This window comes from Streptomyces sp. AM 4-1-1, assembly GCF_029167625.1.
In the GTDB taxonomy this organism is placed as follows: Bacteria; Actinomycetota; Actinomycetes; order Streptomycetales; family Streptomycetaceae; genus Streptomyces.
Genome location: NZ_CP119145.1, coordinates 1,883,945 through 1,910,391 on the forward strand (window position 1 = coordinate 1,883,945; position 26,447 = coordinate 1,910,391).

The 26,447-nt window shown below is 70.3% G+C and carries 23 protein-coding genes and 2 tRNA genes; 3 read left to right on the forward strand and 22 right to left on the reverse strand.

From position 1 onward, the window contains the following. Positions 1-215: 215 nt before the first annotated feature. Complete coding sequence (gene lepA / locus PZB75_RS07940; RefSeq protein ID WP_275534590.1) at positions 216-2,090, reverse strand: translation elongation factor 4; 1,875 nt, start codon at positions 2,088-2,090, stop codon at positions 216-218. Positions 2,091-2,305: 215 nt separating this feature from the next. Here lepA and rpsT point away from each other — a divergent pair, with 215 nt between their 5' ends. Beyond that, a complete protein-coding gene (gene rpsT / locus PZB75_RS07945) occupies positions 2,306-2,572 on the forward strand; it encodes a 30S ribosomal protein S20 (protein WP_275534591.1) in 267 nt (88 codons plus the stop codon). A 459-nt stretch (positions 2,573-3,031) separates the two neighbouring features. On the opposite strand, the gene holA is transcribed toward rpsT, so the two are convergent. Further along, entirely contained in the window at positions 3,032-4,018 is a 987-nt protein-coding gene (gene holA / locus PZB75_RS07950; RefSeq protein WP_275534592.1) for a DNA polymerase III subunit delta, read from the reverse strand. Positions 4,019-4,258: 240 nt separating this feature from the next. Between holA and PZB75_RS07955 the strand changes: the two genes are divergently transcribed. Beyond that, positions 4,259-4,501, forward strand: coding sequence for a hypothetical protein (locus PZB75_RS07955; RefSeq protein ID WP_275534593.1), 243 nt, complete (start codon positions 4,259-4,261; stop codon positions 4,499-4,501). Between the two features lie 15 nt (positions 4,502-4,516). On the opposite strand, the gene PZB75_RS07960 is transcribed toward PZB75_RS07955, so the two are convergent. From PZB75_RS07960 to PZB75_RS08040, 17 genes are all read right to left on the reverse strand, one after another. Beyond that, positions 4,517-5,398: a YceI family protein gene (locus PZB75_RS07960; protein ID WP_275538628.1), complete on the reverse strand. Its 882-nt coding sequence runs from the start codon at positions 5,396-5,398 to the stop codon at positions 4,517-4,519. Positions 5,399-5,534: 136 nt separating this feature from the next. Then, positions 5,535-6,353: an arylamine N-acetyltransferase gene (locus PZB75_RS07965; protein WP_275534594.1), complete on the reverse strand. Its 819-nt coding sequence runs from the start codon at positions 6,351-6,353 to the stop codon at positions 5,535-5,537. Positions 6,354-6,622: 269 nt separating this feature from the next. After that, positions 6,623-9,286, reverse strand: a complete 2,664-nt coding sequence (locus PZB75_RS07970) for a ComEC/Rec2 family competence protein (protein ID WP_275534595.1) — start codon at positions 9,284-9,286, stop codon at positions 6,623-6,625. Beyond that, positions 9,283-9,732, reverse strand: coding sequence for a ComEA family DNA-binding protein (locus tag PZB75_RS32025; RefSeq protein WP_343286220.1), 450 nt, complete (start codon positions 9,730-9,732; stop codon positions 9,283-9,285). The genes PZB75_RS07970 and PZB75_RS32025 overlap by 4 nt, the downstream gene beginning before the upstream one ends. Positions 9,733-10,979: 1,247 nt before the next feature. Further along, entirely contained in the window at positions 10,980-11,825 is an 846-nt protein-coding gene (locus tag PZB75_RS07980) for a DegV family protein (RefSeq protein ID WP_275534597.1), read from the reverse strand. A 227-nt stretch (positions 11,826-12,052) separates the two neighbouring features. After that, complete coding sequence (locus PZB75_RS07985) at positions 12,053-12,934, reverse strand: hypothetical protein (protein WP_275534598.1); 882 nt, start codon at positions 12,932-12,934, stop codon at positions 12,053-12,055. Between the two features lie 199 nt (positions 12,935-13,133). Beyond that, entirely contained in the window at positions 13,134-16,013 is a 2,880-nt protein-coding gene (gene leuS, locus PZB75_RS07990; protein ID WP_275534599.1) for a leucine--tRNA ligase, read from the reverse strand. A 346-nt stretch (positions 16,014-16,359) separates the two neighbouring features. Then, positions 16,360-16,432 (reverse strand) — tRNA-Ala (locus PZB75_RS07995). A gap of 138 nt (positions 16,433-16,570) precedes the next feature. Continuing rightward, positions 16,571-16,804 carry a hypothetical protein gene (locus PZB75_RS08000; protein ID WP_093897076.1) on the reverse strand — a complete coding sequence of 78 codons (234 nt, stop codon included), beginning with the start codon at positions 16,802-16,804 and terminating at the stop codon, positions 16,571-16,573. 3 nt (positions 16,805-16,807) lie between these two features. Beyond that, positions 16,808-16,987 (reverse strand): hypothetical protein, encoded by a 180-nt coding sequence (locus PZB75_RS08005; protein ID WP_275534600.1) that lies wholly within the window; start codon positions 16,985-16,987, stop codon positions 16,808-16,810. Positions 16,988-17,245: 258 nt separating this feature from the next. Further along, positions 17,246-17,318: transfer RNA gene (locus PZB75_RS08010), tRNA-Ala, on the reverse strand. Positions 17,319-17,435: 117 nt separating this feature from the next. Next, entirely contained in the window at positions 17,436-18,089 is a 654-nt protein-coding gene (locus PZB75_RS08015; protein ID WP_275538629.1) for a histidine phosphatase family protein, read from the reverse strand. After that, positions 18,086-18,517: a ribosome silencing factor gene (gene rsfS / locus PZB75_RS08020; RefSeq protein ID WP_275534601.1), complete on the reverse strand. Its 432-nt coding sequence runs from the start codon at positions 18,515-18,517 to the stop codon at positions 18,086-18,088. The genes PZB75_RS08015 and rsfS overlap by 4 nt, the downstream gene beginning before the upstream one ends. A 69-nt stretch (positions 18,518-18,586) precedes the next feature. After that, positions 18,587-20,419: an LCP family protein gene (locus PZB75_RS08025; RefSeq protein ID WP_275534602.1), complete on the reverse strand. Its 1,833-nt coding sequence runs from the start codon at positions 20,417-20,419 to the stop codon at positions 18,587-18,589. Positions 20,420-20,438: 19 nt separating this feature from the next. Then, the gene (gene nadD, locus PZB75_RS08030; protein WP_275534603.1) at positions 20,439-21,056 is read right to left on the reverse strand and encodes a nicotinate-nucleotide adenylyltransferase; all 618 of its coding nucleotides are present in this window, start codon (positions 21,054-21,056) and stop codon (positions 20,439-20,441) included. Positions 21,057-21,094: 38 nt separating this feature from the next. Further along, positions 21,095-21,259, reverse strand: a complete 165-nt coding sequence (locus PZB75_RS08035; RefSeq protein WP_275534604.1) for a hypothetical protein — start codon at positions 21,257-21,259, stop codon at positions 21,095-21,097. A gap of 84 nt (positions 21,260-21,343) precedes the next feature. Then, positions 21,344-21,496 (reverse strand): hypothetical protein, encoded by a 153-nt coding sequence (locus PZB75_RS08040; RefSeq protein ID WP_275534605.1) that lies wholly within the window; start codon positions 21,494-21,496, stop codon positions 21,344-21,346. 117 nt (positions 21,497-21,613) lie between these two features. On the opposite strand from PZB75_RS08040, the gene PZB75_RS08045 reads away from it, so the two are divergent. Next, on the forward strand, positions 21,614-22,843 hold the full coding sequence (locus tag PZB75_RS08045) for a M48 family metallopeptidase (RefSeq protein WP_275534606.1): 1,230 nt from the start codon (positions 21,614-21,616) through the stop codon (positions 22,841-22,843). Here the strand turns inward: PZB75_RS08045 and PZB75_RS08050 are convergent. The 3 genes from PZB75_RS08050 to PZB75_RS08060 form a co-directional block, all read right to left on the reverse strand. Next, positions 22,773-23,903 carry a hypothetical protein gene (locus tag PZB75_RS08050; RefSeq protein WP_275534607.1) on the reverse strand — a complete coding sequence of 377 codons (1,131 nt, stop codon included), beginning with the start codon at positions 23,901-23,903 and terminating at the stop codon, positions 22,773-22,775. The genes PZB75_RS08045 and PZB75_RS08050 overlap by 71 nt on opposite strands. 69 nt (positions 23,904-23,972) lie before the next feature. Beyond that, the gene (locus PZB75_RS08055) at positions 23,973-24,626 is read right to left on the reverse strand and encodes a hypothetical protein (protein WP_275534608.1); all 654 of its coding nucleotides are present in this window, start codon (positions 24,624-24,626) and stop codon (positions 23,973-23,975) included. A gap of 511 nt (positions 24,627-25,137) precedes the next feature. Then, complete coding sequence (locus tag PZB75_RS08060; protein WP_275534609.1) at positions 25,138-26,421, reverse strand: glutamate-5-semialdehyde dehydrogenase; 1,284 nt, start codon at positions 26,419-26,421, stop codon at positions 25,138-25,140. Between the last annotated feature and the right edge of the window lie 26 nt (positions 26,422-26,447).

The window sequence follows — 26,447 nt, forward strand, 5'->3', positions numbered from 1 at the left end:
CCGCGTGGTCCCGGGTGCGGGGTGGGCGGCGCCCCGGGCGTGGGAACGGCGCTTGTTTAACTGGCGAGTAACCACGAAGTCTGCTCAGGGTAGAGGGCCCGCGTCCCGCACGTAAGAGGCTGTGGACAGCCGCTTCATAACAAACGGGCCCCCGCGCCGCGGTCTCGCGGGGGTGCGGGGGCCCGTCGGACTACTGCCCGGTAGGAAACGGCGGGCTACTTCTTGGCCTTGCTCTCGCCCGCCGACTCGTCCGTGGACAGCACGGCGATGAAGGCCTCCTGCGGGACCTCCACATTGCCGACCATCTTCATCCGCTTCTTGCCTTCCTTCTGCTTCTCCAGCAGCTTCCGCTTACGGGAGATGTCACCGCCGTAGCACTTGGCGAGGACATCCTTGCGGATGGCGCGGACGGTCTCACGGGCGATGACCCGGGAGCCGATGGCGGCCTGGATCGGCACCTCGAAGTTCTGCCGGGGGATCAGCTCGCGCAGCTTCGCGACGAGCCGCACGCCGTACGCGTACGCCTTGTCCTTGTGGGTGACGGCGGAGAACGCGTCGACCTTGTCGCCGTGCAGGAGGATGTCGACCTTGACGAGCTGGGCGCTCTGCTCGCCGGTGGGCTCGTAGTCGAGCGAGGCGTAACCCCGGGTCTTGGACTTCAGCTGGTCGAAGAAGTCGAAGACGATCTCGGCGAGCGGCAGGGTGTAGCGGATCTCGACCCGGTCCTCGGAGAGGTAGTCCATGCCGAGCAGGGTGCCGCGACGGTTCTGGCAGAGCTCCATGATCGCGCCGATGAACTCGCTGGGCGCGAGGACCGTGGCGCGTACGATCGGCTCGTGCACCTTGTCGATCTTGCCCTCGGGGAACTCGCTCGGGTTGGTGACGATGTGCTCGGTGCCGTCCTCCATGTCCACGCGGTAGACCACGTTGGGGGCGGTGGCGATCAGATCGAGACCGAACTCGCGCTCCAGGCGTTCACGGACCACGTCCAGGTGGAGCAGGCCGAGGAAGCCGACGCGGAAACCGAAGCCGAGCGCCGCCGACGTCTCCGGCTCGTAGACCAGCGCGGCGTCGTTGAGCTGGAGCTTGTCGAGGGCTTCGCGCAGGTCCGGGTAATCCGAGCCGTCCAGCGGATACAGACCGGAGAACACCATCGGCTTGGGGTCCTTGTAGCCGCCCAGCGCCTCGGTCGCCCCCTTGCTCAGGGAGGTGATGGTGTCGCCGACCTTGGACTGACGGACGTCCTTCACGCCGGTGATGATGTAACCCACCTCACCGACACCGAGGCCGTCGGCGGGGGTCATCTCCGGGGACGAGACACCGATCTCCAGCAGCTCGTGGGTGGCGCCGGTCGACATCATCCTGATGCGCTCGCGCTTGTTGAGCTGTCCGTCGACGACGCGTACATAGGTGACGACGCCACGGTAGGAGTCGTATACGGAGTCGAAGATCATCGCGCGGGCCGCACCGTCGGCCGTCGCGACCGGGGCGGGGACGTCCCTGACCACCCGGTCGAGGAGCGCGCCCACACCGACCCCGGTCTTCGCGGAGACCCTGAGCACGTCCTCCGGCCGGCAGCCGATGAGGTTGGCCAGCTCCTCGGAGAACTTCTCCGGCTGGGCGGCCGGCAGGTCGATCTTGTTGAGCACCGGGACGATGGTGAGGTCGTTCTCCATCGCCAGGTAGAGATTGGCGAGCGTCTGGGCCTCGATACCCTGCGCGGCGTCGACCAGCAGGACGGTGCCCTCGCAGGCGGCGAGTGAGCGGGAGACCTCGTACGTGAAGTCGACGTGTCCCGGGGTGTCGATCATGTTGAGGACATGGGTGGTGCCCTTGTCCTCACCGGTGTCGGGCGCCCAGGGCAGCCGTACCGCCTGGGACTTGATCGTGATACCGCGCTCGCGCTCGATGTCCATCCGGTCGAGGTACTGAGCGCGCATCTGCCGCTGGTCGACCACACCCGTCAGCTGAAGCATCCGGTCGGCAAGGGTCGACTTGCCGTGGTCGATGTGCGCGATGATGCAGAAGTTGCGGATCAGCGCCGGGTCGGTACGGCTCGGCTCGGGCACGTGGGTAGGAGTCGCGGGCACGCAGGGTCCTGATTCTTGAGACGCCGAACGCCTTGTCTCGGGTCGATGTCGGGTCGGTCGGATCGATACGCAGCTCCCATCGTCCCACGCCTGACGGCCGGGGACCGGTTTGGGCCGGTCCGATCGCTGCTGGTACCGTGGACAGCTGTGCCTCGTGACTCTTCGGAGCGGCGGGGCGCACATCGAAGATCCAACGAACCTGCAAAGGCTCTTTCGTGGCGAACATCAAGTCCCAGATCAAGCGGAACAAGACCAACGAGAAGGCGCGCCTGCGCAACAAGGCCGTCAAGTCGTCGCTCAAGACCGCTGTCCGCAAGGCCCGCGAGGCCGCCGCTGCCGGTGACGTCGAGAAGGCCACCACGGCCGTCCGCGACGCCTCCCGTCAGCTCGACAAGGCTGTCTCGAAGGGCGTCATCCACAAGAACGCCGCCGCCAACAAGAAGTCGGCGCTGGCCAACAAGGTTGCCGCCCTCCAGGGCTGAGCCCTCTGATGTGATCGCCGGAACGGACTCAGCGGGCCCTCTCTTCCGCTCCTGACCGGCACCCCGCGCCGCACACCGAACCTGCGTTCGCCACGCGGGTGCGGCGCACCGAGCGTGAACCGCGAGGCCCCGGTCACCGTCCTCCCCAGGACGGCGACCGGGGCCTTCGGCGTGCCCGGGGTGGGTGCGTGGTGTGTGGTGCCTGGTGCGCGCGGTGCCTGGTGTCCGTACTCGTGTCCGTGTTCGTGTACGTGTACGTTTTGGTGCTCGTGCTCGTACTCGTGCCGGACGCTCAACGCGGACAGCAGGGACGGCACGGACGGCGGCCGGAGGCCGGAGGAACGGCAGCGCGGACCGCGCGGTCAACGGCGTCGGCACGGGGAGCACGGACAGCGGCCGAAGCGGACGTCGCGGGACAGCGCGGCCAACGGCCGAAACGGACGGCGCGGGACAGCGCGGTCAACGGCCGGAGCGGGCCGCTCGGGCGATGGTCACGACGGCCTTCTCCAAGGCGTACTCGGGGTCGTCCCCGCCCCCCTTGACCCCAGCGTCGGCCTCGGCGACGGCGCGGAGCGCGACCGACACACCGTCCGGGGTCCAGCCGCGCATCTGCTGGCGCACCCGGTCGATCTTCCAGGGCGGCATGCCCAGCTCCCGGGCGAGGTCGGCGGGTCGTCCGCCGCGCGCCGACGACAGCTTGCCGATCGCCCGGACACCCTGGGCGAGCGCGCTGGTGATCAGGACGGGCGCCACGCCCGTCGACAACGACCAGCGCAACGCCTCCAGGGCTTCCGCCGCCCGGCCCTCGACGGCCCGGTCAGCGACCGTGAAGCTGGACGCCTCGGCCCGGCCCGTGTAGTAGCGCCCGACGACCGCGTCGTCGATCGTGCCCTCGACGTCCGCCACCAGCTGGGACACCGCGCTCGCCAGCTCCCGAAGATCGCTGCCGATGGAGTCGACCAGCGCCTGACACGCCTCCGGGGTCGCCGAACGCCCCAGCGTGCGGAACTCGGACCGTACGAAGGTCAGCCGCTCGGCCGGCTTCGTCGTCCGGGGACAGGCGACCTCGCGCGCCCCGGCCTTGCGCACCGCGTCCAGGAGCCCCTTGCCCTTGGGGCCGCCCGCGTGCAACAGGACGAGGGTGATCTCCTCGGCGGGCGCTTCGGCGTACCCCTTGACGTCCTTGATCGTGTCGGCGGAGAGATCATGCGCGTTGCGCACGATCACCACCTTGCGCTCGGCGAACAGCGACGGGCTGGTCAGCTCGGCGAGCGTGCCGGGCTGGAGCTGGTCGGACGTGAGATCACGGACATCCGTGTCGGCGTCGGCGGCGCGGGCCGCCGCGACCACCTGCTGCACGGCGCGATCGAGGAGAAGGTCCTCCTGCCCCACGGCGAGCGTGATGGGGGCCAGCGGGTCGTCGGTGGAATTCTTCCTGGTAGCCATCGCCGACCAGCATCCCACGCACCACCGACATCCGATCCTGGCGGCTGTTCCTCCCGACCGTTCCCGGCGGGTCGATCCTGGCCGGCCGGTCCCCGGCAACAGGCCCCGACAACCTGCTCCGGCGGCGGTACCTCCCGACCGATCCTCGGCCGTCCGGCGGGCGCGCGCCGCGGCGCCGTCCCGGCCTGTGTCCGCACGTCCCCCGTACCCGAGAATGGGCGGGTGAGCGATGTGAGACACATGGATACGAGACATGTACTGGTACTGCCCGACCGGGACACCGCCGAGGAGGTGGCCGGGGAAGTCGCCGACCGGTTCGGGGTCGGCGAGGAGCCCCAGCTCGTACGGGACGCGCTGGCCGGCGAGGACGACGCCGAGGACGTCCAGTGGCTGGTGGTGGTGGAGGACCCGGCCGGGCTCCTCGATCCCGCGGCGCTCGACGCGTTCGCGGCGGAGTACGAGGGCTGGCTGGAGAGGCCGTGACGGACCCGGCCGCGGTCAGCTCCTCGGGACGATCTGGATGTCCATGTCGATGGCGATGCTCGAACCGACGGCCGCGATCCCCCGGGCCAGCATGGTCTGCCAGGTGAGGGTGAAGTCCTCCCGGTGCAGTTCCGTGGTGGCCCGGCAGGCAGCGCGAATCTCGCCCTCCAGACCGTTGCCCAGCCCCAGGTAGTGCGTCTCCAGCGTCACCGTGCGGCTGACACCGTGCAACGTGAGCGCCCCGGTCACGCCCCAGCGGCTGCCACCGCGGTGCGCGAACCGGTCGCCGTAGAACTCCAACGTGGGATAACGGCCGACGTCCAGGAAGTCGCTGGACCGCAGATGGTCGTCGCGCATCTGGACGTTGGTGTCGATCGACGCGGCGTCGATGACGACATGCATGGCGGAGTCCTCCATGCGGTCGGCGATCCGGACGACACCCGCGAAGGTGTTGAACCTGCCGTGGATACGGGCCATGCCGATATGGCGGGCGGTGAAACCTATCTGGGAGTGGTTCGGCTCGATCTCCCACTCGCCCGGATCGGGCAACTGCGGAGGCGGCGAAACCTGGAGGCGTACGTCCCCGAGTGCGGCGTGACCGCCCTCGGGCACGACGGCCGTCCCGTGGAACGGTGTGAAGCCCTCGGCCGTGACCGCGAGCCGGTACTCACCGGCCGGTACGGTCGCGACGACGCCACCGAAGGGGTCCGTCTCACCGCCCACGACCTTGCGGCCCGCGCTGTCGGTGACCACGAAGTCGGCCTGCCGCACGGGTTCGTCGACCGGGTCCAGCACCCGGCAGCTCAGCACGCCCGCCGACGGCGGTACGCCCAGGCCGGCGAACGGCCCGCCGCGCGGGCCTCCCGTCTGTCCCTTGCCTGACCAACGGCCGAACATCTCACTCACTCCAGAGGGCAGTTCACTCCTTGGGGCCCCTGACGGCTGGACGTCGTTGTCGGAGCAGCGGCCCGCCGACGATCGGCCATTCGATCACTCTTGCGGTATAGGGGGCAAATGCGCAGCTCGGAAGGGGTCAGGCCGGAGAGCTTCGCAGGCCCTCACAGGAGGGAGCGACCTCGGGCAGCCGGTCGAGCACGAGTCCGAAGTGGTCGCGGTAGGCCGCGACCACCTCGGCGTCGGTGGCGAGCGAGGTCTCATGGCGTTCTCCCCGCACCGTGGTGACCAGGCTCGTGCCGCTGAGCGTGATCCGTCCGGACCCGGTGAGCAGCGAGCAGACCAGGGACCGGGTGAAGTGCGAATCCGGTGAGGTGCGGTGGTACCAGGAACCGGCCCGGAAGTCCGCCAGCTCCCGGGGCCTCGGGTCGAGGCGGTACTGAGGCTCGCCGTCACACAGCACATCGAGGTCACCGTCGGGTGCCGTACGGATCAGGAACACCCCGCGCGGGTCGTGCTGCTCCGTACGGACGTCGAGCGCGAGCGGGTGGTGGGCGTGGTCACCGAAGCCGACATCGGCCAGCCACTCCCCCGCCCCCTCCTCGGTCCCGACACGCAGCACGAGATGGTCGTACGGGATTCCGAGCCGACCGTCGCGATCGAACACCCGTGCCTGTAGCAGGGACACCCGGAAGCCGAGGGCCCTCAGCAGTACGGCGAACGCACCGTTCAGCTCATAGCAGAATCCGCCACGGTGTTCCGCCACGATCTTGTCGAGCAGTGCCCCCTCCTCCAGCACGATGTCCTCGCCGAGATGGATGGACAGGTTCTCGAACGGCACGGTGGTCAGATGGCTCAGCTGCAAGGCGCGCAGGGCCGCCGCGTCGGGGCGTGCGGGGCGCGCGGCCCGGATGCGGTCCAGATAGACGTCGACGGACTTGGACGATTGCGGATCCATGCCGGAAGTCTGTCCCGCGGCACCGCCGAGCGCCATGAGTCACTGGTCGTAGGCCATTCGTCCGAGACCGCGCCGTCCTGCCTGCCTGTCTTCCCTGTCCTTCCTGCCCTCCCTAATCCTTCCTGTGTCCCGACCTGTCCTTCCCTGGCTCTCCTGTCCAGGTTCTCCGCTGTCGGGTTTCCTCCCGCCCGGCTTCTCTCCTGTCGGGGTTTTCTCCCCTCCGGCATTTCTCCTATCGGGGTCTCCCGTCTCCGGTTCGGGGCTCGGCTTCATCGGCGCCCCGTAGCCCGCAGCCCGGGACCGTCGCCCGTCACGGCGATCGCGCCGTCGGTGTCCGTACGCAGCACGGCGGCCCCGCTCTCTCTCAGCGCCTGGACGGTCCGTGCGGCCGGATGCCCGTACGGGTTGTCCCTGCCCACGCTCACCAGGGCGATCCTCGGGCGGACACTGCTCAGCAGCATGGGGTCCTGGTGGGCCGAACCGTGGTGCGCAACCTTGAGGACGTCCACCCGGGGCAACACCGGATGGGCGCGTATCAGCCCTTGCTGGGACATCGGTTCGAGATCGCCGAGGAGCAACAGGGTCAGTCGGCCGGTCCGGACGAAGAGGGTGACACTCGCGTCGTTCGGCTCGTGCGGTACGGGGCCGGGCACCGCCGCCGTGCCGTCGCCCGGCCACAGGACCTGCCAGTCGAGCGAGCCGAGGCGGCGGCGTTCGCCGTGCGCGGCGCGGACCACGGCGATGTGCGCGGCGGTGGCCGTCCGCCGTACGAAGGCGGCCTGCTCCGCGGGTTCGTCGAGGCTCGTCGTCTGGATCAGACCGACCGCCCTCCCGCGCAACACCCCGGGCAGACCCCGGACGTGGTCCGCGTGGAAATGGGTGAGCAGCAGAAGCGGTACGCGGGTGATCCCCAGGTCGTGCAGGCAACGGTCGACGAGCCGGGGCTCCGGTCCCGTGTCGACGACGATGCCCGCCCCGCCACCCGCAGCGAGCACCAGGGCATCACCCTGCCCGACGTCACATATCGCGAACGCCCAGTGCGGCGGCGGCCATCCGGTCAGCACGCGGGTGAGCGGCGCGGGACGCACCACCGCGAGCAGCAGCAACAGCGCCATGGCCGAACAGACCCACGGCCGACGCATGAGGCGAGGGGCGCACAGCACCGCGAGGACCGTGACGGCGGCGAGCAGCAGGGCGCCTCGCCAGCCGCCGGGCCAGCCGGCCGCGGCCCCGGGGAGTCCGGCACCGGTGCGGGCGACGGACGCGATCCATCCGACCGGCCAGCCGGCGACCCACGCCAGGAACTGGGCCACCGGCATCGCGAACGGTGCCACGGCGAGCGCGGCGAAGCCCAGGACCGTGGCGGGCGCCACCGCGAACTCGGCCAGCAGGTTGCACGGGATCGCCACCAGACTGACCCGCGAAGCGAGCACGACGACGACCGGCGCGCACACCGCCTGGGCGGCGGCAGCGGCGGCCAGTGCCTCGGCGAGCCTGGGCGGTACCCGGCGGCGCCGCAGCGACGCGCTCCAGCGCGGAGCAACGGTGAGCAGGGCCCCCGTGGCCAGTACGGAAAGCAGAAAACCGTAACTGCGCGCCAGCCAGGGGTCGTACAGCACCAGCAGCAGGACTGCCGCCGCCAGTGCGGGAATCAGCGATCGGCGGCGCCCGGTCCCGACGGCGAACAGGGTGACCAGACCGCAGGCCGCCGCGCGCAGGACACTCGGCTCCGGGCGGCAGACCAGGACGAAGGCGAGCGTGAGCCCGCAGCCGAGCAGTGCGGTCATCCGCAGTGAGAGACCGAACCGGGGTGCCAGACCGCGCCGTTCGGCCCGGACGGCGGTGCCCGGCGGGCCGATCAGCAGGACGAGCAGGATGCCGAGGTTGGCTCCGGACACGGCGAGCAGATGCGTGAGGTCGGTCGCCATGAAGGCGTCCTGGAGTTCCGGTCCGATCCTGGAGGTGTCACCGACGACGAGACCGGGCAACAGCGCCCGTGCGTCCGGGGCGAGCCCTTCGGTCGCCTTCCGCAGCCCGGCCCGCAGCGCTCCCGCCATGCGCTGAAGCAGGGTGGGCGGCCCGGTGATGTGCGGGGGCCCCTTGCCGTCGGGCCGCAGGACCGCGGCGATGTGTTGCCCGCCATGTGCCGGAGGTTCGAGCCGGGCCGTGATCCGCAGCCGGGTGGACGGCAGCAGCCGCTGCCACCGCGCCATCGACGCGCCGGGCTGGACGATCACCAGCACCGGGGTGCGGAGGCGGGTGGTGGAGCCGCCCGGAACCGTCAGCCGGGTCACTTCGGCGTTCATGAGGAGTGCGACGGGCGTGCTGCGGTCACCACGGACCGCCGGGCGGGTCTGCCGCGGATCGGACGTGACCGTCACGTCCGCCTCGGCCCGCGCGTGCGACCGGGCCAGGCCGGGCACCGGTCCCTGCCGTACATCGGCGCCGTGCAGCCCGCCGACCGTTGCCCCGGCCGAAGCGCAGAGCAAGGCGGCTGCCACAGCCGTACGCCTCGACCTCCACCTCACCGTCCGGGCCGTGTCGTCGTCCTCCGCGGTGGATGGTGCGAAGTCGTCCCGGCCCCTGCGACGTGTCGAGCGCACCGGCCGGATCGGTCCGTCCGGTCGGACGTGACCGTCCGTCCCCGGGCCGACGGGGGCAAGGAGATGGGGCGGCCGTCCCGGACGGGTGGTTCTCGCGGTCTTGTCCATCGAGGTGCCCCACACCGACACGGACAGCAGGAGCATCGCCACCGCCACGCAGATGACGGCGCCCATCGCCGCCCATGACCCCGGTGCGTCGACGGACAGGGCCGCGGCGGCCCAGGCCGCCAGTGCCGGGGGTACCAGACGCAGATCGAGCGGACCCTCCCGCGCCGGGTCTGCCGGGCCCGGTCGCCGGCCCGCCCCGTCGGGGGCGTCCTGGCCGCTCATGGCCGCACCAGAGGCCGGAGGTCGGCGAACCGGCCGTCGCCGATCCCCTTGACCTCACGGAGCTCGTCCACCGAGCGGAACCCACCATGCTGTGTGCGGTAGTCGACGATGTGCTGGGCGAGGACGGGACCGACACCGGGCAGGGTGTCGAGCTGCTCGATCGTCGCTGTGCCGAGACTGATCGGGTTCGCCTCCGACACCGTTCCCCCGGTCATCGCCGAACCCGCCTGGCCGCCGCCGGGCCCGGTGAAACCGGATGGCGCCCCGGGCTGCGTCCCGGGCGGGCCACCCACCACCACCTGTTCGCCGTCGGACAACAGCCGTGCGCGGTTGAGTCCGGTCACATCCGTGCCGTTCCTCACTCCCCCCGCAGCGCGCAGCGCGTCCTCCACCCGCGAGCCGGACGGCAGTCGCTGGACGCCCGGCCTCAGCACCTTGCCGCTCACATCGACGACGACGTATCCGGCCGGCCCCGCGGAGGGCGGTGCTCCGGCGGCAGGCGCCGGCGGGCGGTCCGAGGCGGGTAAGACCTCTGACCGTGACGGTGCGGGAGCAGAAGAGGCTCCTTCCGCCACCGCCTCCGGAGCGTGTACGGACCTGGGCCGCGCGGACCAGAAGTGCGACGCGGCGAAGATCCCCGCCACAACGAGGACCACGGCAAGGGCCGCGAGCGTACGTGGTTCAAGACCGCATCTGAGCTGGAGCCACATCGGCAGCCGTTCCCGCAACGCCGGAGTCACCCTCGCGCGCAGCCCGGTCGCCGCCCGCCCCCGTGAGGTCGTGTCCGGCTCAGCCGCCACGGTCCCGGGCACATCCTCAAGGTGATCCGCCAGAGCCTGCCCCGGTCCGGCCCCGGGCCCGCTCCACGTGGAGCACGCCTCGTACGCACCCCCGCGGCGGGTGTGGCGACCCCTCCTGCCGCCGTCGCCGTCCTTTCCGCGCCCGTTCCCGTTCCCAGGTCCGCCCCCGCGCCCGTCCCCGAGTCCGTGCCCGTTCCCATCACCCTCCCCGTCCCCGCTCCCGCTCCCGTTTCCCAGCAGGGCAGCCGCACGACGGCGCGTCGCCGCCGCCACGACCGCCCGCTCGTGCGCCGACCGACGACGGCCGGTCCCCCGTCTCCTGCCGGGGCCGTACCGCGTCCGCCCGTCCGACGCCGGGGCGCGTCCGGGCCCCGCGCTCGCGCGCCGGGCATGGACCACCCGTCCGGCTTCCCATCCACCGTCGATGGCACGCTCGCCCGTGGAACGCTCGATGAGCAGGGGCCCACCCAGGGATGGGCTCGCCGCCGAGCCGCCGCCCGAACCGGAGACGACGGGCGCGGAAGCGACGGACCGGGAATCGAGGGAGGCGGAAGGGAAGTCGGCGGGCGAGGAGCCGAGGAGATCAGCTGGAGCGACGGGCCCGGAACGCTCCGTCCCAAGCTGGTCATTCGCAGAGCGATCAATCGCAGGGCGGTCATCCGCGGAGCGATCAATCGCCGAGCAGTCCGTCGCAGGACGATCCATCGCCGAGCAGTCATTCGCGGGAAGCCCGACAGAATTGGTCACTGTGTGTGATCGAAGAGTCATGCTTCATGACGTTAGACGCCTCTCCCCGAACCCGCCGAGCAGACCCAATTCCGGTGGATAACCAACCAGTTGTGGATATCTCTGTCACTCTCCGGAGTGAGCGCCCAACTTCCCCCACCACCACATCAACGCGGCGAGATCACCGCTCCGAGCAATCCGGGCCCGGTGTGCGCCCCGATCACCGCGCCCACCTCACTGACGTGCAGATCGACCAGTCCGGGAACCCGCTCACGCAATCGCTCCGCCAGCCGCTCGGCCCGCTCCGGCGCTGCCAGGTGGTGGACGGCGATGTCCAGACTTCCCGTGCCCGCCCGCTCGACGACGATCTCCTCCAAGCGGGCGATCGCCTTCGAGGCGGTCCGCACCTTCTCCAGGAGTTCGATACGGCCGCCGTCCAGTTGGAGCAGCGGCTTCACCGCGAGCGCGGACCCCAGCAGTGCCTGTGCCGCACCGATACGGCCACCCCTGCGCAGATAGTCCAGGGTGTCGACGTAGAAGTACGCGGAGGTGCCCGCGGCCCGTTTCTCCGCGACCGCGACCGCGTCGTCCAGACTGCCGCCCGACTCCGCCGTCTCGGCCGCCGCCAGCGCGCAGAATCCCAGTGCCATGGCCACCACCCCGGTGTCCACCACCCTCACCGGTACGGGAGCCTCTTTGGCCGCGAGCACGGCGGCGTCGTACGTTCCGGAGAACTCGGCCGACAGATGCAGCGAAGCGATGGCGGTCGCCCCCGCGTCGGCCGCGGCCCGGTACGCGGCGGCGAAGACCTCCGGGCTCGGCCGGGACGTCGTCACGGAACGGCGTTTCTGTAGCGCCAGGGCCAGGGAGCGTGCCGAGATCTCGGTGCCTTCCTCCAGCGCCTGATCACCGAGGACGACGGTCAACGGCACCGCGGTGATGCCATGCCGCTCCATCGTCTGGGGTGGCAGGTAGGCCGTTGAATCGGTGACGATAGCGACATGGCGGGACATGAGCGGGAGGTTACCCGGCCTGGCGGAGGCACGGCAGTCCGGCCCTGGTCGGAGTGATCGTGTCCGGTCCTGTCAGGGTGCCCGGATACAGGCCGGTGACATGCGCGGACCCGACCGGCCGGACCGACCGGCCCGACGTGTACCGACCGGACGTGTACCGGCCGGACGTGTACCGGCCGGACGTGTACCGGCCGGACGTGTACCGGCCGGACGTGTACCGGCCGGTGTCAGTTCGTCGTCTCCGGGCGTGCCGTCTTCTGCCACGGATACACGGTCCGCCCGCGCGGATCGGCCGCCGTGATGGCTTGCGGTGCGTCGTCGGCGGACGGCTCTCCCCAGGGTTTCCCCGTCGCGCCACCGCTCGCACCCTCGGCCCCGGTCGCACCGCGCCGTTCGTCCGGCGCGGCTCCCGAGGCGTCCGGCGCGCGTTTCTCGCCAGCTCCCCCGGCCTTTCGGCCGCCCGTCGCCCCCTCCGCCGACGCGCGCGGTGCCCCGGTACGCCCACGCCCCGCTTCCGAACGCGCCTCCGGCTCGGGGCCCGGTTCCCGACGCCGGTCCTGGTCAACTGTCGTCCAGTGCCGCAGCGCGCCCGCCTCCATGTCGATCTGAGCCTTCAGCGCCGCCAGATCGTCGTCGGCGAACTGCCGCGCCCGATCGCGTGCCGCCCAGCGCAGTGCCTCCGCGGAGTGCGTGACGCGTTCCGTGCGTTCTCTCATGCCCGGCAGCAACGAGAGGACCGTCGCCCGGTCCGGTTCGTGTTCCAAACGCTTCAGTTCGTCGTCCAGCTCATGCCCGTGCACGCTGAGCCGCTGGAACAGTCCCAGCGACTCCGACAACGAGGCGTCCTCCGCCACGCCCGCGTGCAACGCGTCCTGGGTGGCCCGCATCGACGTGCGCAGGGCCAGCCTCAGCTGGGCCAGCTCCCCGGCAACGCCGGTCTGTCCGTAACTCTTCGCTCGCAGGGTGGTGTCCTCCACCGTGCGGCGTGCCTGCGTGATCGTGCGGTCCACGCCGCGCTTGGCCGCGCCGATGACCTTGACGCTGACGTACACGCCGAGTGCCACGAACGCGACGAAGAGCAGGGCCAGGATCAGGATCACGGCTTCCATGAGCGCCCCTCGGGTTCGGTCCAGCTGCCGATGTCGGCCTCTCCACCGTAAACGGCGCGGGCAGGTTGGGGGTTCCTCCCGGAACCCCCAACCTGCCCGTAGGGGATGGCCCTCACACCCCACCGGCCCCGGCTGTCGGCTCACGCTGCCGGTCAGGACCTTCGGTCCACGTCTCCGACCAGGGCCGTCGGACCGCCCGTCAGGCCGGGACGATGTTGACCAGCTTCGGCGCCCGGACGATCACCTTGCGCACGCCGGCCCCGCCGAGCGCCGCGACCACCGCGGGGTCGGCCAGCGCCAGCGCCTCCAGCTCCGCGTCCGCGATCGAGGGCGAGATCTCCAGCCGCGCCTTGACCTTGCCCTTGACCTGCACCACACAGGTCACCGTCTCGTCCACGACATACGCCGGGTCGGCGACCGGGAAGTCCTGGTGCACGACCGATTCGGCGTGGCCCAGCCGGCGCCACAGCTCCTCCGCGATGTGCGGAGCCAGCGGCGCCACCAGCAGCACCAGCCGCTCGGCCACGGACCGGGGCAGCGGGCCGCCCGCCTTGGTCAGGTGGTTGTTCAGCTCGGTGACCTTGGCGATGGCCGTGTTGAAGCGCATCCCGGCCATGTCCTGGCCGACCCCGTCGATCGCCTTGTGCAGCGCCCGCAGGGTCTCCTCGCCGGGCTCCGTGTCCACGACGGTGACCTCACCGGTCACCTCGTCGACGACGTTGCGCCACAGTCGCTGGAGCAGCCGGTACTGGCCGACGACTGCGCGCGTGTCCCACGGCCGCGACACGTCCAGGGGGCCCATCGCCATCTCGTACAGGCGCAGCGTGTCCGCCCCGAATTCGCGGCAGATCTCGTCGGGTGTCACGGCGTTCTTCAGGGACTTGCCCATCTTGCCGAGCACCCGGGTGACCTTCTCGCCCTGGTGGTGGAAGGTGCCGTCGCGCTCCTCGACCTCGGCCGCCGGGACGGCGATGCCCCGGCTGTCGCGGTAGACGAACGCCTGGATCATGCCCTGGTTGTACAGCTTGTGGAACGGCTCCAGGGACGAGATGTGGCCCAGGTCGTGCAGGACCTTCGACCAGAAGCGCGCGTACAGCAGATGCAGTACGGCGTGCTCGGCGCCGCCGACGTACAGGTCGACGCCACCGGTCGGCTGCCCCTCACGCGGCCCCATCCAGTACTGCTCGATCGCGGGGTCGACCAGCCGCTGGTCGTTGGTGGGGTCCAGGTACCGCAGCTCGTACCAGCAGGACCCGGCCCAGTTGGGCATCGTGTTGGTCTCGCGGCGGTACCTCCTCGGGCCGTTGCCGTCGCCCAGGTCCAGCGTCACGTTGACCCAGTCCTCGTTGCGGGACAGCGGGGTCTCGGGCTGGGTGTCGGCGTCGTCCGGGTCGAAGGTGCGGGGCGAGTAGTCGTCGACCTCAGGGAGTTCCAGCGGCAGCATCGACTCGGGCAGCGGGTGGGCGATGCCCTCCTCGTCGTACACGATCGGGAACGGCTCGCCCCAGTAACGCTGCCGGCTGAACAGCCAGTCGCGCAGCCGGAAGTTGACGGTGCCCTCGCCGACGCCGTGCGCCCGCAGCCACTCGGTGATCTTCGCCTTGGCGTCCACGACGCCCAGGCCGTCCAGCGAGAGCTCGCCGTTCGCGGAGTTGACCAGCTTCGCTTCGTACGAGGAGAAGGCGTCGTCCCAGGTCGAGGGGTCCGTGCCGCGGCCGTCCGACGGTTCGACGACACAGCGCATCGGGAGCTCGAAGGCGCGAGCGAAGGCGAAGTCGCGCGTGTCGTGCGCCGGCACGGCCATGATCGCGCCGGTGCCGTATCCCATCAGGACGTAGTCGGCGATGAAGACGGGCACCTTCTCGCCGCTGACCGGGTTGGTCGCGTACGCGCCGGTGAAGACGCCGGTCTTGTCCTTGGCCTCGGCCTGCCGTTCGACGTCGGACTTGGCCGCCGCCTGCTTGCGGTAGGCGGTGACCGCCTGGGCCGGGCTCGCGTGTCCGCCGGTCCACACCGGGTGGGTGCCCTCGGGCCAGGCGGCCGGAATGATCCGTTCGATCAGCTCGTGCTCGGGCGCCAGCACCATGTAGGTGGCGCCGAACAGGGTGTCCTGGCGGGTGGTGAAGACGGTCACGGAACCGGCTCCGTCGACGGGGAAGTCGACACGCGCTCCCTCGGAGCGGCCGATCCAGTTGCGCTGCTGGAGCTTGATGGCCTCGGGCCAGTCCAGCGTGTCCAGGTCGTTCAGCAGGCGGTCGGCGTAGGCGGTGATACGCATGTTCCACTGCCGCAGCTTGGCCTTGAACACCGGGAAGTTGCCGCGCTCGGAACGGCCGTCCGCCGTCACTTCCTCATTGGCCAGCACGGTGCCGAGCCCCGGCGACCAGTTGACGGGCGCGTCGGAGGCGTACGCCAGCCGGTGATCGCCCAAGAGGTCGGCGCGCTCGGCGGTGCTCAGCTCGCTCCACGGGCGGCCGTCCGGAGTGGCGCGTTCACCGCTCTCGAACTGGGCCACCAGCTCGGCGATCGGACGGGCCCGGTCCGCCTCCTTGTCGTACCAGGAGTTGAAGATCTGGAGGAAGATCCACTGGGTCCACTTGTAGTAGTCCGCGTCGATGGTCGCGAAGGAGCGGCGCCGGTCGTGCCCCAGCCCGAGCCTGCGCAGCTGGACCTTGATGTTCTCGATGTTGGCCTCGGTGGAGACACGCGGGTGCGTGCCGGTCTGCACGGCGTACTGCTCGGCGGGCAGACCGAAGGCGTCGAAGCCCAGGGTGTGCAGGACGTTGTGCCCGGTCATGCGCTGGTGCCGGGCAAAGACGTCGGTGGCGATGTAGCCGAGCGGGTGACCGACGTGCAGCCCGGAACCCGAGGGATACGGGAACATGTCCATGATGAACTTCTTGGGCCTGGCGGCCAGTTCCGTGCCGTCCGCCAGGTCACCGATCGGATTCGGTGCCTCGTAGGTGCCCTCGGCGTCCCAGAAGTCCTGCCAGCGTGCCTCGATGTCGGCGGCCATCGCTGCCGTATAGCGGTGCGGCGCAGCTGTCTCGGCTGCGGAAGCGGAATTCGTCTCGCTCATGATCCTCAAAGCTCCATCGATCGTCATCTGCCAGCGCTCACGGAAACGAAAAAACCCCTCGCACAGGAGGGGACGCCGCGCCGATTCCGACCAGGCATCGTCACCGGTCGGTGCTGATCAGCGCGGCTCACTAAGCAGAAGGCGTACGGCACGCATGGCGCCAGGGTACCGCACGGCCTCCGGCGCCGTCCGGCCCAGGGCGGCGGGCCGGGACCGGGCCGCGAGAACCGGATGCCGACGGGAGAAAGGCCGGCCGTCGGGGAGGTGCGGGCATGAACGAGGAACGATGACGTGGACGAAAGAAGCGGACTGCCCGAATTCGGACGGTCCGCTTCTTTCGTGATTGTGGAGCTAAGGAGAATTGAACTCCTGACCTCCTGCATGCCATGCAGGCGCTCTACCAACTGAGCTATAGCCCCGTGCTTCGTACCGCCCGGTTTCCCTCGGCGACATCGAGAACATTACACGGTTCCCCCGGTCGATCGCCAAATCGCTTCCCGCCCGTCCCGATATGACCGGGCATCGCCCGCTTGACCGTGGCCGTCGCGGTACCCGGGTCAGGCGGTGGCGAAGGAGTAGAACCGCTTGAGCGTGCAGTGCTCCTCCAGCAGCCGCCCGTAGATCGGCTCCCCCTCAAGCTCCCGGTACGTCTCGATGGGGTCGCCCTTTATGACCAGTGCGCGGGCGCACTCCTCGCACCAGTACTGATATTCCGGATTGATCGGATCCATGTCGCGGACGATGGGCGTACCACTGCCGCACCAGTCGCACTTCCGCCTGTGTGCACCCATCAGTCAGCTCCAGCTGTGGCCGCAGGCCGTGCACACGTAGGAGATTCCGCCGTTGTCACCGAGCACTTGGGCTACATGGGACGAACCGCAGGAGGGGCAACCGAGGCGGGCGCGATCTTCGTGAGTAACGCGGTGTTCCGGAGCGAGCGGCAGGTCCGGGACCTCTTCGCGACTCGCAGGCATCGCGCGCTCCCTCCCGTTCGGTCCGTCGCCCCCTCCGGCGGTCCGATTCTGCCATGGCCCCGCAAGAGGGTCAGCCCGGCGAAGAATCAGCCATCGAACGCCACCGGGCCGTTCACGCCGGGGCACCCCTCGCGTCATCCGCCGGGGAGTCCGCGAAGACGGCCGTGGGAGGGCCGTCGGCCGACGGGCCGAAGGGCCGTGGTGGACACGACGGAACGACGAAGATCCCGCCCCCAACCGGGGACGGGATCTTGACCGTGGAGCTAAGGAGAATTGAACTCCTGACCTCCTGCATGCCATGCAGGCGCTCTACCAACTGAGCTATAGCCCCGCTGTCCGCTGTGTTTCCCTGCGTTTCCGCGCTGCGAACAAGAAGAACTTTAGCCTGTGCTCAGCCGGAAAGTGAAATCCGGCCGACGGCTGTCCGAGCACCGCCCCGGACACCGCCTTAGTCGTCGTCCCCGAGCACCGGCTCCGGGAGCGTTCCGGCGTTGTGCTCCAGCAGGCGCCAGCCGCGCGCGCCCTCACCGAGCACCGACCAGCAGCAGTTGGTGAGCCCGCCCAGACCCTCCCAGTGGTGCGACTCCAGGCCGAGCAGTCGGCCGATGGTGGTGCGGATGGTGCCGCCGTGACTGACGACGACGAGCGTGCCGCCGTCCGGCAGCTTGCCGGCGTGTTCGAGCACGACGGGCGCGGCCCGGTCGGCGACCTCGGTCTCCAGCTCGCCGCCCCCGCGACGCACGGACTCGCCGCGCTTCCAGGCCGCGTACTGCTCCCCGAACCGCCCGACGATCTCCTGGTGGGTGAGTCCCTGCCAGGCGCCCGCGTACGTCTCGCGCAGAGCCGCGTCGTGTGCCACGCCGAGACCGGTGATCGCGGCGAGTTCGGCGGCCGTGGCCGCCGCCCGCCGCAGATCGGACGCGACGATCGCGTCCGGCTTCAGCGAGGCCAGCAGCCGGGCCGACCTGCGGGCCTGCCCGACCCCTGTCTCGGTCAGCTCGATGTCCGTGGAGCCCTGAAAACGGCGCTCCAGGTTCCACGCCGTCTGGCCGTGTCGCCAGAGGACGATCTTGCGGCCCCTGCCGCTGTCGCTGCCGTTCAGCGCGGGTCACCTTGCGCGCCGCCGTTGAGCTCAGCGTGCTCCACGGCCTTGCCCCGGGTCTTGACGGCGTCCTCGGGGAGGGGGATCTCGGGGCAGTCCTTCCACAGACGCTCCAGCGCGTAGAAGACGCGCTCCTCGCTGTGCTGGACGTGGATCACGATGTCGACGTAGTCGAGGAGAATCCAGCGGGCGTCGCGGTCGCCCTCGCGGCGCACCGGCTTGGCGCCCAGCTCCTTCAGGAGCCGCTCCTCGATCTCGTCGACGATCGACTTGACCTGACGGTCGTTGGGGGCCGAGGCCAGCAGGAACGCGTCGGTGATCGACAGCACGTCGCTGACGTCGTACGCGATGATGTCGTGCGCGAGCCGGTCGGCAGCCGCCTGAGCGGCGGCGTTGATGAGCTCGATGGAGCGGTCAGTGGCGGTCACAAGCAGGCTTTCGTCGGCGGTCAGATCGACCTCTAGGGTCTCACGGACCGCCGACAGCCCGTACGGCGATTATTTGATCTTGTAATCCTGGCCCAGGACGACCGACACGTCGGCGTTCGCGGCGGGCTTGCCCTGCTTCACCGCGGTGACCGGCAGCCCCAGGGTCTTGGCGACCTCGGTGGCCTTGGCCTGGTCCTCCGGTGTCTTGTACAGGATCTCCGAGGCCGCCTCGGCGTCGACCTTTCCGCCGTCGACGAACGCGTAGCCGCCGTTGAGCAGCTGGACCCTGGCCGCCTCCGTCCCGTCCTTGTTCCCGGTGGCGTTCCTGACGCCGACCCTGACGGGCGCGTCCTTGTCGGGCGCCTTCACCGTGCCGCCGAGGATGTCCTTGACGACGCTCTCGGTGGCCTGTTCGGTGAGACTGCCGTCGGGCTGCACCGGCAGCACGGCCGTCTTGTAGTCCCCGCCCTTGGCGTGCTGCGCCAGCTTGGCCAGGGATGCTCCCAGGTCCTTCTCGGGCAGCGACGGATCGAGGATCTGTGCCAGGGACTCGACCGTGGTCGTGGCGGCCTTCGGCTCGTCCGAGATCTTCCGCAGGACGCCCCGCATGACCTGTCCGAACCGCAGCAGTTGCTTCGCCTCGGCCTCACCGGGTGCCTGGTACGTCGCGTACGCGACGGCCATCGCACCGCTCAGCGTCTGCGCCTCACCCTTGTGCACCAGGGGCGAGGCCCCCTGCTTGGCGTCGGGGACGTCGATGTCGGTGTCCACCTCGATGTTTCCGACCAGCTCGACCAGATTCTCCAGGTACGGGGTGTCCAGACGCCACGTACCGCTGATCTCCGTGCCGAGCAGCGTGTCGATCGCCTCTCGGGTGCCGGCGGAGCCGTCGTCCTCCACGGACTTGCCGAGGGTGGTGGCCGCCCCGTCTTCGGTGGCGACGGAGAGCGAGTTGGGGAGCAGGACGGTGGTGCCCTGTTTCGTGGTCACGTTGTCGACGAGCAGCGCCGTGGAGGTGCCACCCTTCTTGGTGTTGTGCAGATGGACCACGATGACGTCCCGCTGCTGGGCGCCCGACGCCTCGGCGGCGGAATCGTCCGAACCGGAGAGCCCGGGGAGTTTGCCCGCGGACCAGAGATAACCGACCCCGCCGACCACGATCAGGGCGGCCACCACGATCAGCGCGACCATCCGGTGGCGGCCGCGCCGCCGGGCCTCCTCGCGCCGCTCACTGCGGCTCTCGGTGAACTTCAGCCAGTCGATGACGTCGTCGGAGTCCTCGTCCGGCTCCTCGATGAACGAGAACTGCTCGGTGCGGTAGTCCCGGTCGGAACGGCGCTGCGCGGGCACGGCCGGCTCCGGTTCGAGCTCCGGCTCCGGCTCCGGCTCGGGGGCCGTCGGCCGGGACGGCGGGGCGGCGGGCTCCGGTGTAGCGACGGGGGCCTGTTGCTGAACGCCCCACTGCCGCGCGGTGTCGACCGTGGACGGCTGCTGAGCGCTGTCGTAGCCGTAGCCGTCGTACCCGTAACCCTGCCCCTGCGGGAACTGCTCCGCCGGACGGGCCTGCTGGGACGAATCGGGGTGCTGGGGCTGTTGGGCCTGCTGTGCGTACGGGTCGTACGAGCCGTACGGGTCATAGGAGCCGTACGGCTGCTGGGACTGCGGCTGCTGGTCCTGGTACTGCTGTTGGTCCTGGCGCCGCTGCTGGTCCTGGTACTGCTGTTGGGCGTACGGGTCGTAGCCGTATCCCTGGTCCGTCTGCTGGGGCTCCTGAGACTGCTGGGCCTGCTGGGGCGCGTACGGGTCGTACGGCTGCTGGTACACCGGCTGCCCGTACTCGTCGTAGCCGATGACCTGCGGCTGCTGTTGGTACGGGTCGTACGGGTTCTGTCGGTCGTTCACCGGTGCCCCTCTCCGTGGCTCATTCGCCGCGGTACAGCTGGCGCTTGTCGATGTAGCGGACCACACCGTCGGGGACCAGGTACCAGACCGGCTCCCCCGCCGCGACTCTCCCACGGCAGTCCGTGGACGAGATCGCGAGCGCCGGCACCTCCACGAGCGAGACGCCGCCCTTCGGCAACCCGTCGTCCGTGAGCACGTGTCCCGGACGCGTCACTCCGATGAAGTGGGAGAGCGAGAACAGTTCCTCCGCGTCCCGCCAGGTGAGGATCTGCGAGAGAGCGTCGGCGCCGGTGATGAAGAAGAGGTCCGCGTCGCCGTGGACCGCGCGCAGGTCCCGTAGCGTATCGATGGTGTACGTCGGTCCGCCACGGTCGATGTCGCTGCGGCTGACCGAGAACTGAGGGTTCGAGGCCGTGGCGATGACCGTCATCAGATAGCGGTCCTCGGCCGGGGAGACCTGTTTGTGGCTCTTCTGCCACGGCTGCCCGGTCGGGACGAAGATCACCTCGTCGAGGTGGAACTGGGCGGCCACTTCGCTGGCCGCCACCAGGTGTCCATGATGGATCGGGTCAAATGTCCCGCCCATCACACCGAGTCGGCGTTTGCCGGGGCCGGTAGGCACTTCCTGCTCTCCCATGCGTGCAGAGCCTACTGGCACAGCTGTACGCCTCGGCCTCAGCGGTCGCGGTTGAAACGGGTGGTGATCCACACCAGGAGCAGCAGGACGAGGAGCGCGCCACCACCTGTGACGAAGGGACTGAGACTTTCGTGGTTGCCACCGTGCTCGCCGCCCTCGGAGGCGAGAGTGACCAGCTGGTGGGCGGTGCTCGTGAGGCTCATCTTCGACGGGACCTATCGCTCGGGAGTCGGAAGCAAGTCGTCGCGGACATCGTATGCGGGCGCTCCGGGCACGCTCACGCCGACTCAGTCGTTGTCATCGTTGTTGCGGTATCCGCGCAGCAGGAACCAACCGAGCAGTACGGCTCCGACGATCGAGGCGACCAGGACGATCCGGACCGTGTTGCCCGGCCCCTGACTGTCGGACGCGGCGGCGATCAGTGCGAACGTGTGCGGCATTTCGGGCGCTCCTTCGAGTTATCCACAGGCCCCCGCACACCGTAGCCCCAGCACCTAGGCTGGAATTTGTCAGGGGGACGGGCGACGACGACGTCTCGTACGAACACAGGGGGACTGATGACCGACAGCAGCCACGACAGCGCGCGTGACGGCCACGAGGGTGTGCCGGGCAGACAGCGCAGGCGTTTCCCGGGGATCTCCTCCCGGGCGTACGAACACCCGGCGGACCGCTCGGCCCTGGTGGCTCTGCGCAAGCTGAGTGGTTTCGACACCATCTTCAAGTCCCTCAGCGGACTGCTGCCCGAGCGCAGTCTGCGACTGCTCTTCCTCTCGGACTCCGTCCGGGTGAGCGACGCCCAGTTCGTCCATCTCAACGACATGCTGCGGGACGCCTGTTACATCCTGGACCTGGAGAAGGTCCCGCCGATGTACGTCACTCAGGACCCGCGGCCGAACGCCATGTGCGTCGGCCTCGACGAGCCGATCATCGTGGTGACGACCGGTCTGGTGGAGCTCCTCGACGAGGAGGAGATGCGGGCGGTCATCGGCCACGAGGTGGGCCACGCCCTCTCGGGCCACGCCGTGTACCGCACGATTCTGCTGTTTCTCACCGGTATCGCGCTCAAGGTCGCCTGGATTCCGCTCGGCAATGTCGCGATCATGGCGATCGTGACGGCGCTGCGGGAGTGGTTCCGCAAGTCGGAGCTGTCCGCCGACCGGGCCGGACTGCTGGTCGGCCAGGACCTCCGGGCGTCGATGCGCGGCCTGATGAAGATCGCCGGCGGCAATCATCTGCACGAGATGAACGTCGACGCGTTCCTCGCCCAGGCCGAGGAGTACGAGAAGGGCGGCGACCTGCGCGATTCCGTGCTCAAGATCATCAATGTGCTGCCCCGCTCGCACCCCTTCACCACGGTGCGTGCCGCCGAGCTGAAGAAGTGGTCCGAGACCCGCGAGTACCAGCGGATCGTGGACGGCCACTACCCGAAGCGCGAGGAGGACAAGGACACCTCGGTGACGGACTCCATACGTGAGTCGGCCTCGCACTACGCGGAGACCGTGCGCGGCAGCAAGGACCCCCTGATGAAGCTCGTCGGTGACATAGCGGGTGGTGCGGGCGACCTCGGTGGCAAGCTCCGCGACAAGTTCACCGGGGGCGGCGGCAACGGCGCGGCCAAGGCAGACCCGGGCACCGCAGGCGGCAAGGGCAGTGGTACGGGCGGCGACGGTGGCGCGCCGGGCGCCAAGGGTGGCGGCGCGTCCGGGACGAGCGGGTCTACGGACGAGGCGGACGGGACGTGGCGGCGAGCTGATCCCGAGGAGGGCTCTGGGCCACGGGCGGACTGATCGTCAGCGTCCCGCACAGCGCGGCCACGGGCCGGCCCGTGGCGTACGGGTCGGTGCCCGCCGGTCCGCCGGGGGCCGCCCGTTCTCCGGCGAGCAGCGGGCGCAGTGCCCCGACGGCGTCGGCCTCGTCGGCGGTGCACGCCTGTGGTCCGGCTTGTACATAGCTGCTGCGCAGCTCCAACCGGCCCAGCCGGAGGTCCTCACGGTCGAACCGGAAGTGCAGTTCGCGGCGGACGGTGAACAAGGAGACGCTGTCGGCCTCGCGGGGGCCGGAGGTGGTGGGGCGCAGGGCGTAGGTGAAGGTGTGGTCCGACACGACCTCCAGCATGTCGGCGCCTTCCTCGGCGTAGTCGAGGGTCCCCTGGACACGGATGTCCGGGGCGGCGAGGGTCACCCTCTTCGGATCGAACCTCACCAGCCAGCCGGTCGCGGCGTGCCTGCCGTCCGCCGAGGCGCCGGCGCTCCGGTCGAATTCGTCCATCTGGTCCGGGTCGAGAAGTGCCTTCACCTGACGCACCGCTCCGCCGGTGAGCACATCCGGGTCGAGCGAGGACTTCACCAGATAGTGCTTGACGGTGTCGAGGGCGGCGACGACCTGGCTTTCGGAGAAGTTCTTCGTCCGTGTCACGGCGGGAGGGCTGATACCCGCGGCTCCCGACCGGTGGCCGCCCGCGGGACTGCTCGCGAAGAGGTGGGCGGCTGTGCCACCGGGCACCCGGCCCCGGGGAGCGAGAGGAATCACGGTGGTCCGCAGTGGTTCGACGCGCCGACCGGACGACGTCGGGTACGGATGCCGGAATCCCATGAAGACCGCTGTGCCGAAAGCGAGGAGGATCAGCGCCATCAGGACGATGGCGGCCTTGGAACCGCCACGCATCACGCGCGGCGGGCGGGTCCTGACGGCTTGGGCGTGTTCACCCATCCGCTCCTGGGCGGAGAGTTCCTGGAGCCGGGCAGCACGGACAAAAGACTCGTCGAAGACGACGGAACGGTATTCGTCCTCACCGCCGCCGGGGAGCCCCTCGGGTGTCCCCTCAGGTGGGTCTCCACGCCCTTCCATACCTTCAGAGTAGGTCGGAGAAGGTGAACGTAAACTCCGAGCCGCCGGTCAAAAACCGGGCGCCCGGTGTCACGAGGAGGGGGGAACGGCCGAAACCGTGGGCCGGGACCGGTACGGGGAGGCCGGCGGGCCGACATCCCGGCCGAGCGCCGGCGGACCGCCGTTCGTGGGAGCCGGGGAGACATCGCGTCCCGAAGGACTGCCCACCCCGCTGGTGGGTGACGGCACCCGGTCCTGGCGGTTGTGCGAGGCGCCCCGGTACACGGCGGTGAAGGCGAGCGCGACCATCCCGATGCCCATCACCAGGGCCAGCAGCCAGGCCACCGGCCGGTGCCAGCGTGCCGAGCCCCGGTAGGGGCGCAGGGCACCGCCGTGCCGCCCGTAGGGGCCGTACGCGTATCCGCCGTCGTCGGGGTCGTCGGGGTCCAGGGAGTCGTCGTAGCCGCTGTCGCGACCGTAGGTGCCGTACTCCGAGCCGTAGCCGTCATCGTACGGATCGTCGTCCGCGGGGACCCGGCCCGAACGCGCTCTGGCCGCGTCGGCGGCGGCGCGGGCCTCGGCGGCGGCCAGAAGCCGCTCCACCGCGGTGGGTTCATGGATCTCGGCGGCCTTGACGAAGTCCTCGTCGAACACCACGGAGGCGAAGTTCTCATCCGCGCCCCCGCGGTCGTCGTCGGGCTCCCAGCCGTCCGGGAACGGCCTGCCCCCCACGTCGTCCGGCACGTTTCCAGCCTAGACCCGGACGGTCGTTTTGGGCAGGGACACCGCGCGTCCGGCGAACAGGACCGGCCACCGCCGGAAGGCCGGAACGCACCACCGCGCGGGCCCACGGTCCGCCTGGGCACGGCCCGGGGAAGCGGCCCCAGGACTGGTGCGGGACCGCTCCGCCACACGGGTGCCCACGGGTGCCGGGCCCCTCGCACGGGCGCCGGACGACCGACGGACCGACCGCCCCCGGGCGGTCGTCGGTTGGTCCCGAATGGCCGCCTGAACGGCCGCTCGAATGGCCGAGGGACGCCTACGGATGGCCGGTGTACGACCTACCGGCGTTCGGTCGGCCTCCGACGCACCTCCTCGCGGACCGTCGGCCGCAGGCGGACCCAGCGGTCCGCCTGCGGCCGGGACGTCTGCGGCCGGGACGTCTGCGGCCGGGACACCAATGGTCAGGCGTCAGGCCGTCGAGAGTCGGGACGTCCGGGGTCGGGACGTCAGGGGTGGAGACGTCCGGGGTCGGTCAGCGGACGTGGCCGTCGCCGGTCACGATGTACTTCGTCGAGGTCAGCTCCGGCAGCCCCATCGGCCCCCGGGCGTGCAGCTTCTGCGTGGAGATGCCGATCTCTGCGCCGAAGCCGAACTGGCCGCCGTCGGTGAACCGGGTGGACGCGTTCACGGCCACCGCCGCCGAATCGACCAATTGGGTGAACCGGCGGGCCGCCGCCTGTGACGTGGTGACGATCGCCTCGGTGTGGCCGGAGGACCAGAGCCGGATGTGCGCGACGGCCGCGTCCAGCGAATCGACGACTGCGGCGGCGATGTCGTACGAGAGGTACTCGGTCTCCCAGTCGTCCGGCGTCGCCGCGACGACCGTGGCCTTGGAACCCTCCGCGTACTCCAGCACCCGTTCGTCGCCGTGCACCGTCACCCCGGCTCCGGCCAGCGCGTCCAGGGCGCGCGGCAGGAAGTCCGCGGCGATGTCCTGGTGGACCAGCAGGGTCTCCGCCGCGTTGCAGACGCTCGGACGCTGCGCCTTGGAGTTGATCAGGATCTCGACGGCCATGTCGAGGTCGGTCAGGGCGTCGACGTACACATGGCAGTTGCCGGTGCCGGTCTCGATGACGGGCACGGTGGACTCCTCGACGACCGTGCGGATCAGGGAGGCGCCGCCGCGCGGGATCAGTACGTCGACGAGGCCGCGGGCGCGCATCAGCTCCCGTACCGAGTCGCGGTTGTCGCCCGGCACCAGTTGTACCGCGTCGGCGGGGAGGCCGGAGCCGCCGACGGCGTCGCGCACCACGCGCACGAGCGCCGTGTTCGAGGAACGCGCGGAGGAGGAACCGCGCAGCAGCACGGCGTTCCCGGACTTCAGGCAGAGGGCCGCCGCGTCGACCGTCACATTGGGCCGGGCCTCGTAGATGATCCCGACGACGCCGAGCGGCACTCGGACCTGACGCAGATCGATGCCGTTGGGCAGGGTCGAGCCGCGCACGACCTCCCCCACCGGGTCGGGCAGAGCCGCCACGTCGCGCACATCGGCGGCGATGGCACGGACGCGCTCGGGGGTGAGGGTGAGCCGGTCGATGATCGACTCGCCGGTCCCGGCCTCGCGGGCGCGCGTCACGTCCTCGGCGTTGGCCGCGACGATCTCACCGGCCCGTACCTCCAGGGCGTCCGCGATCGCCAGCAGCGCGTCGTCCTTCGCCGCACGCGGCAGCGGCGCGAGGTCGGCGGCGGCGGCGCGTGCCCGGTAGGCGGCCTGTGCGACCGGGGACATGTTGTCGTAGGGCGAAAGCGTGGTCATGCCCGCAGAGTAGTGCGCGCTCTGCG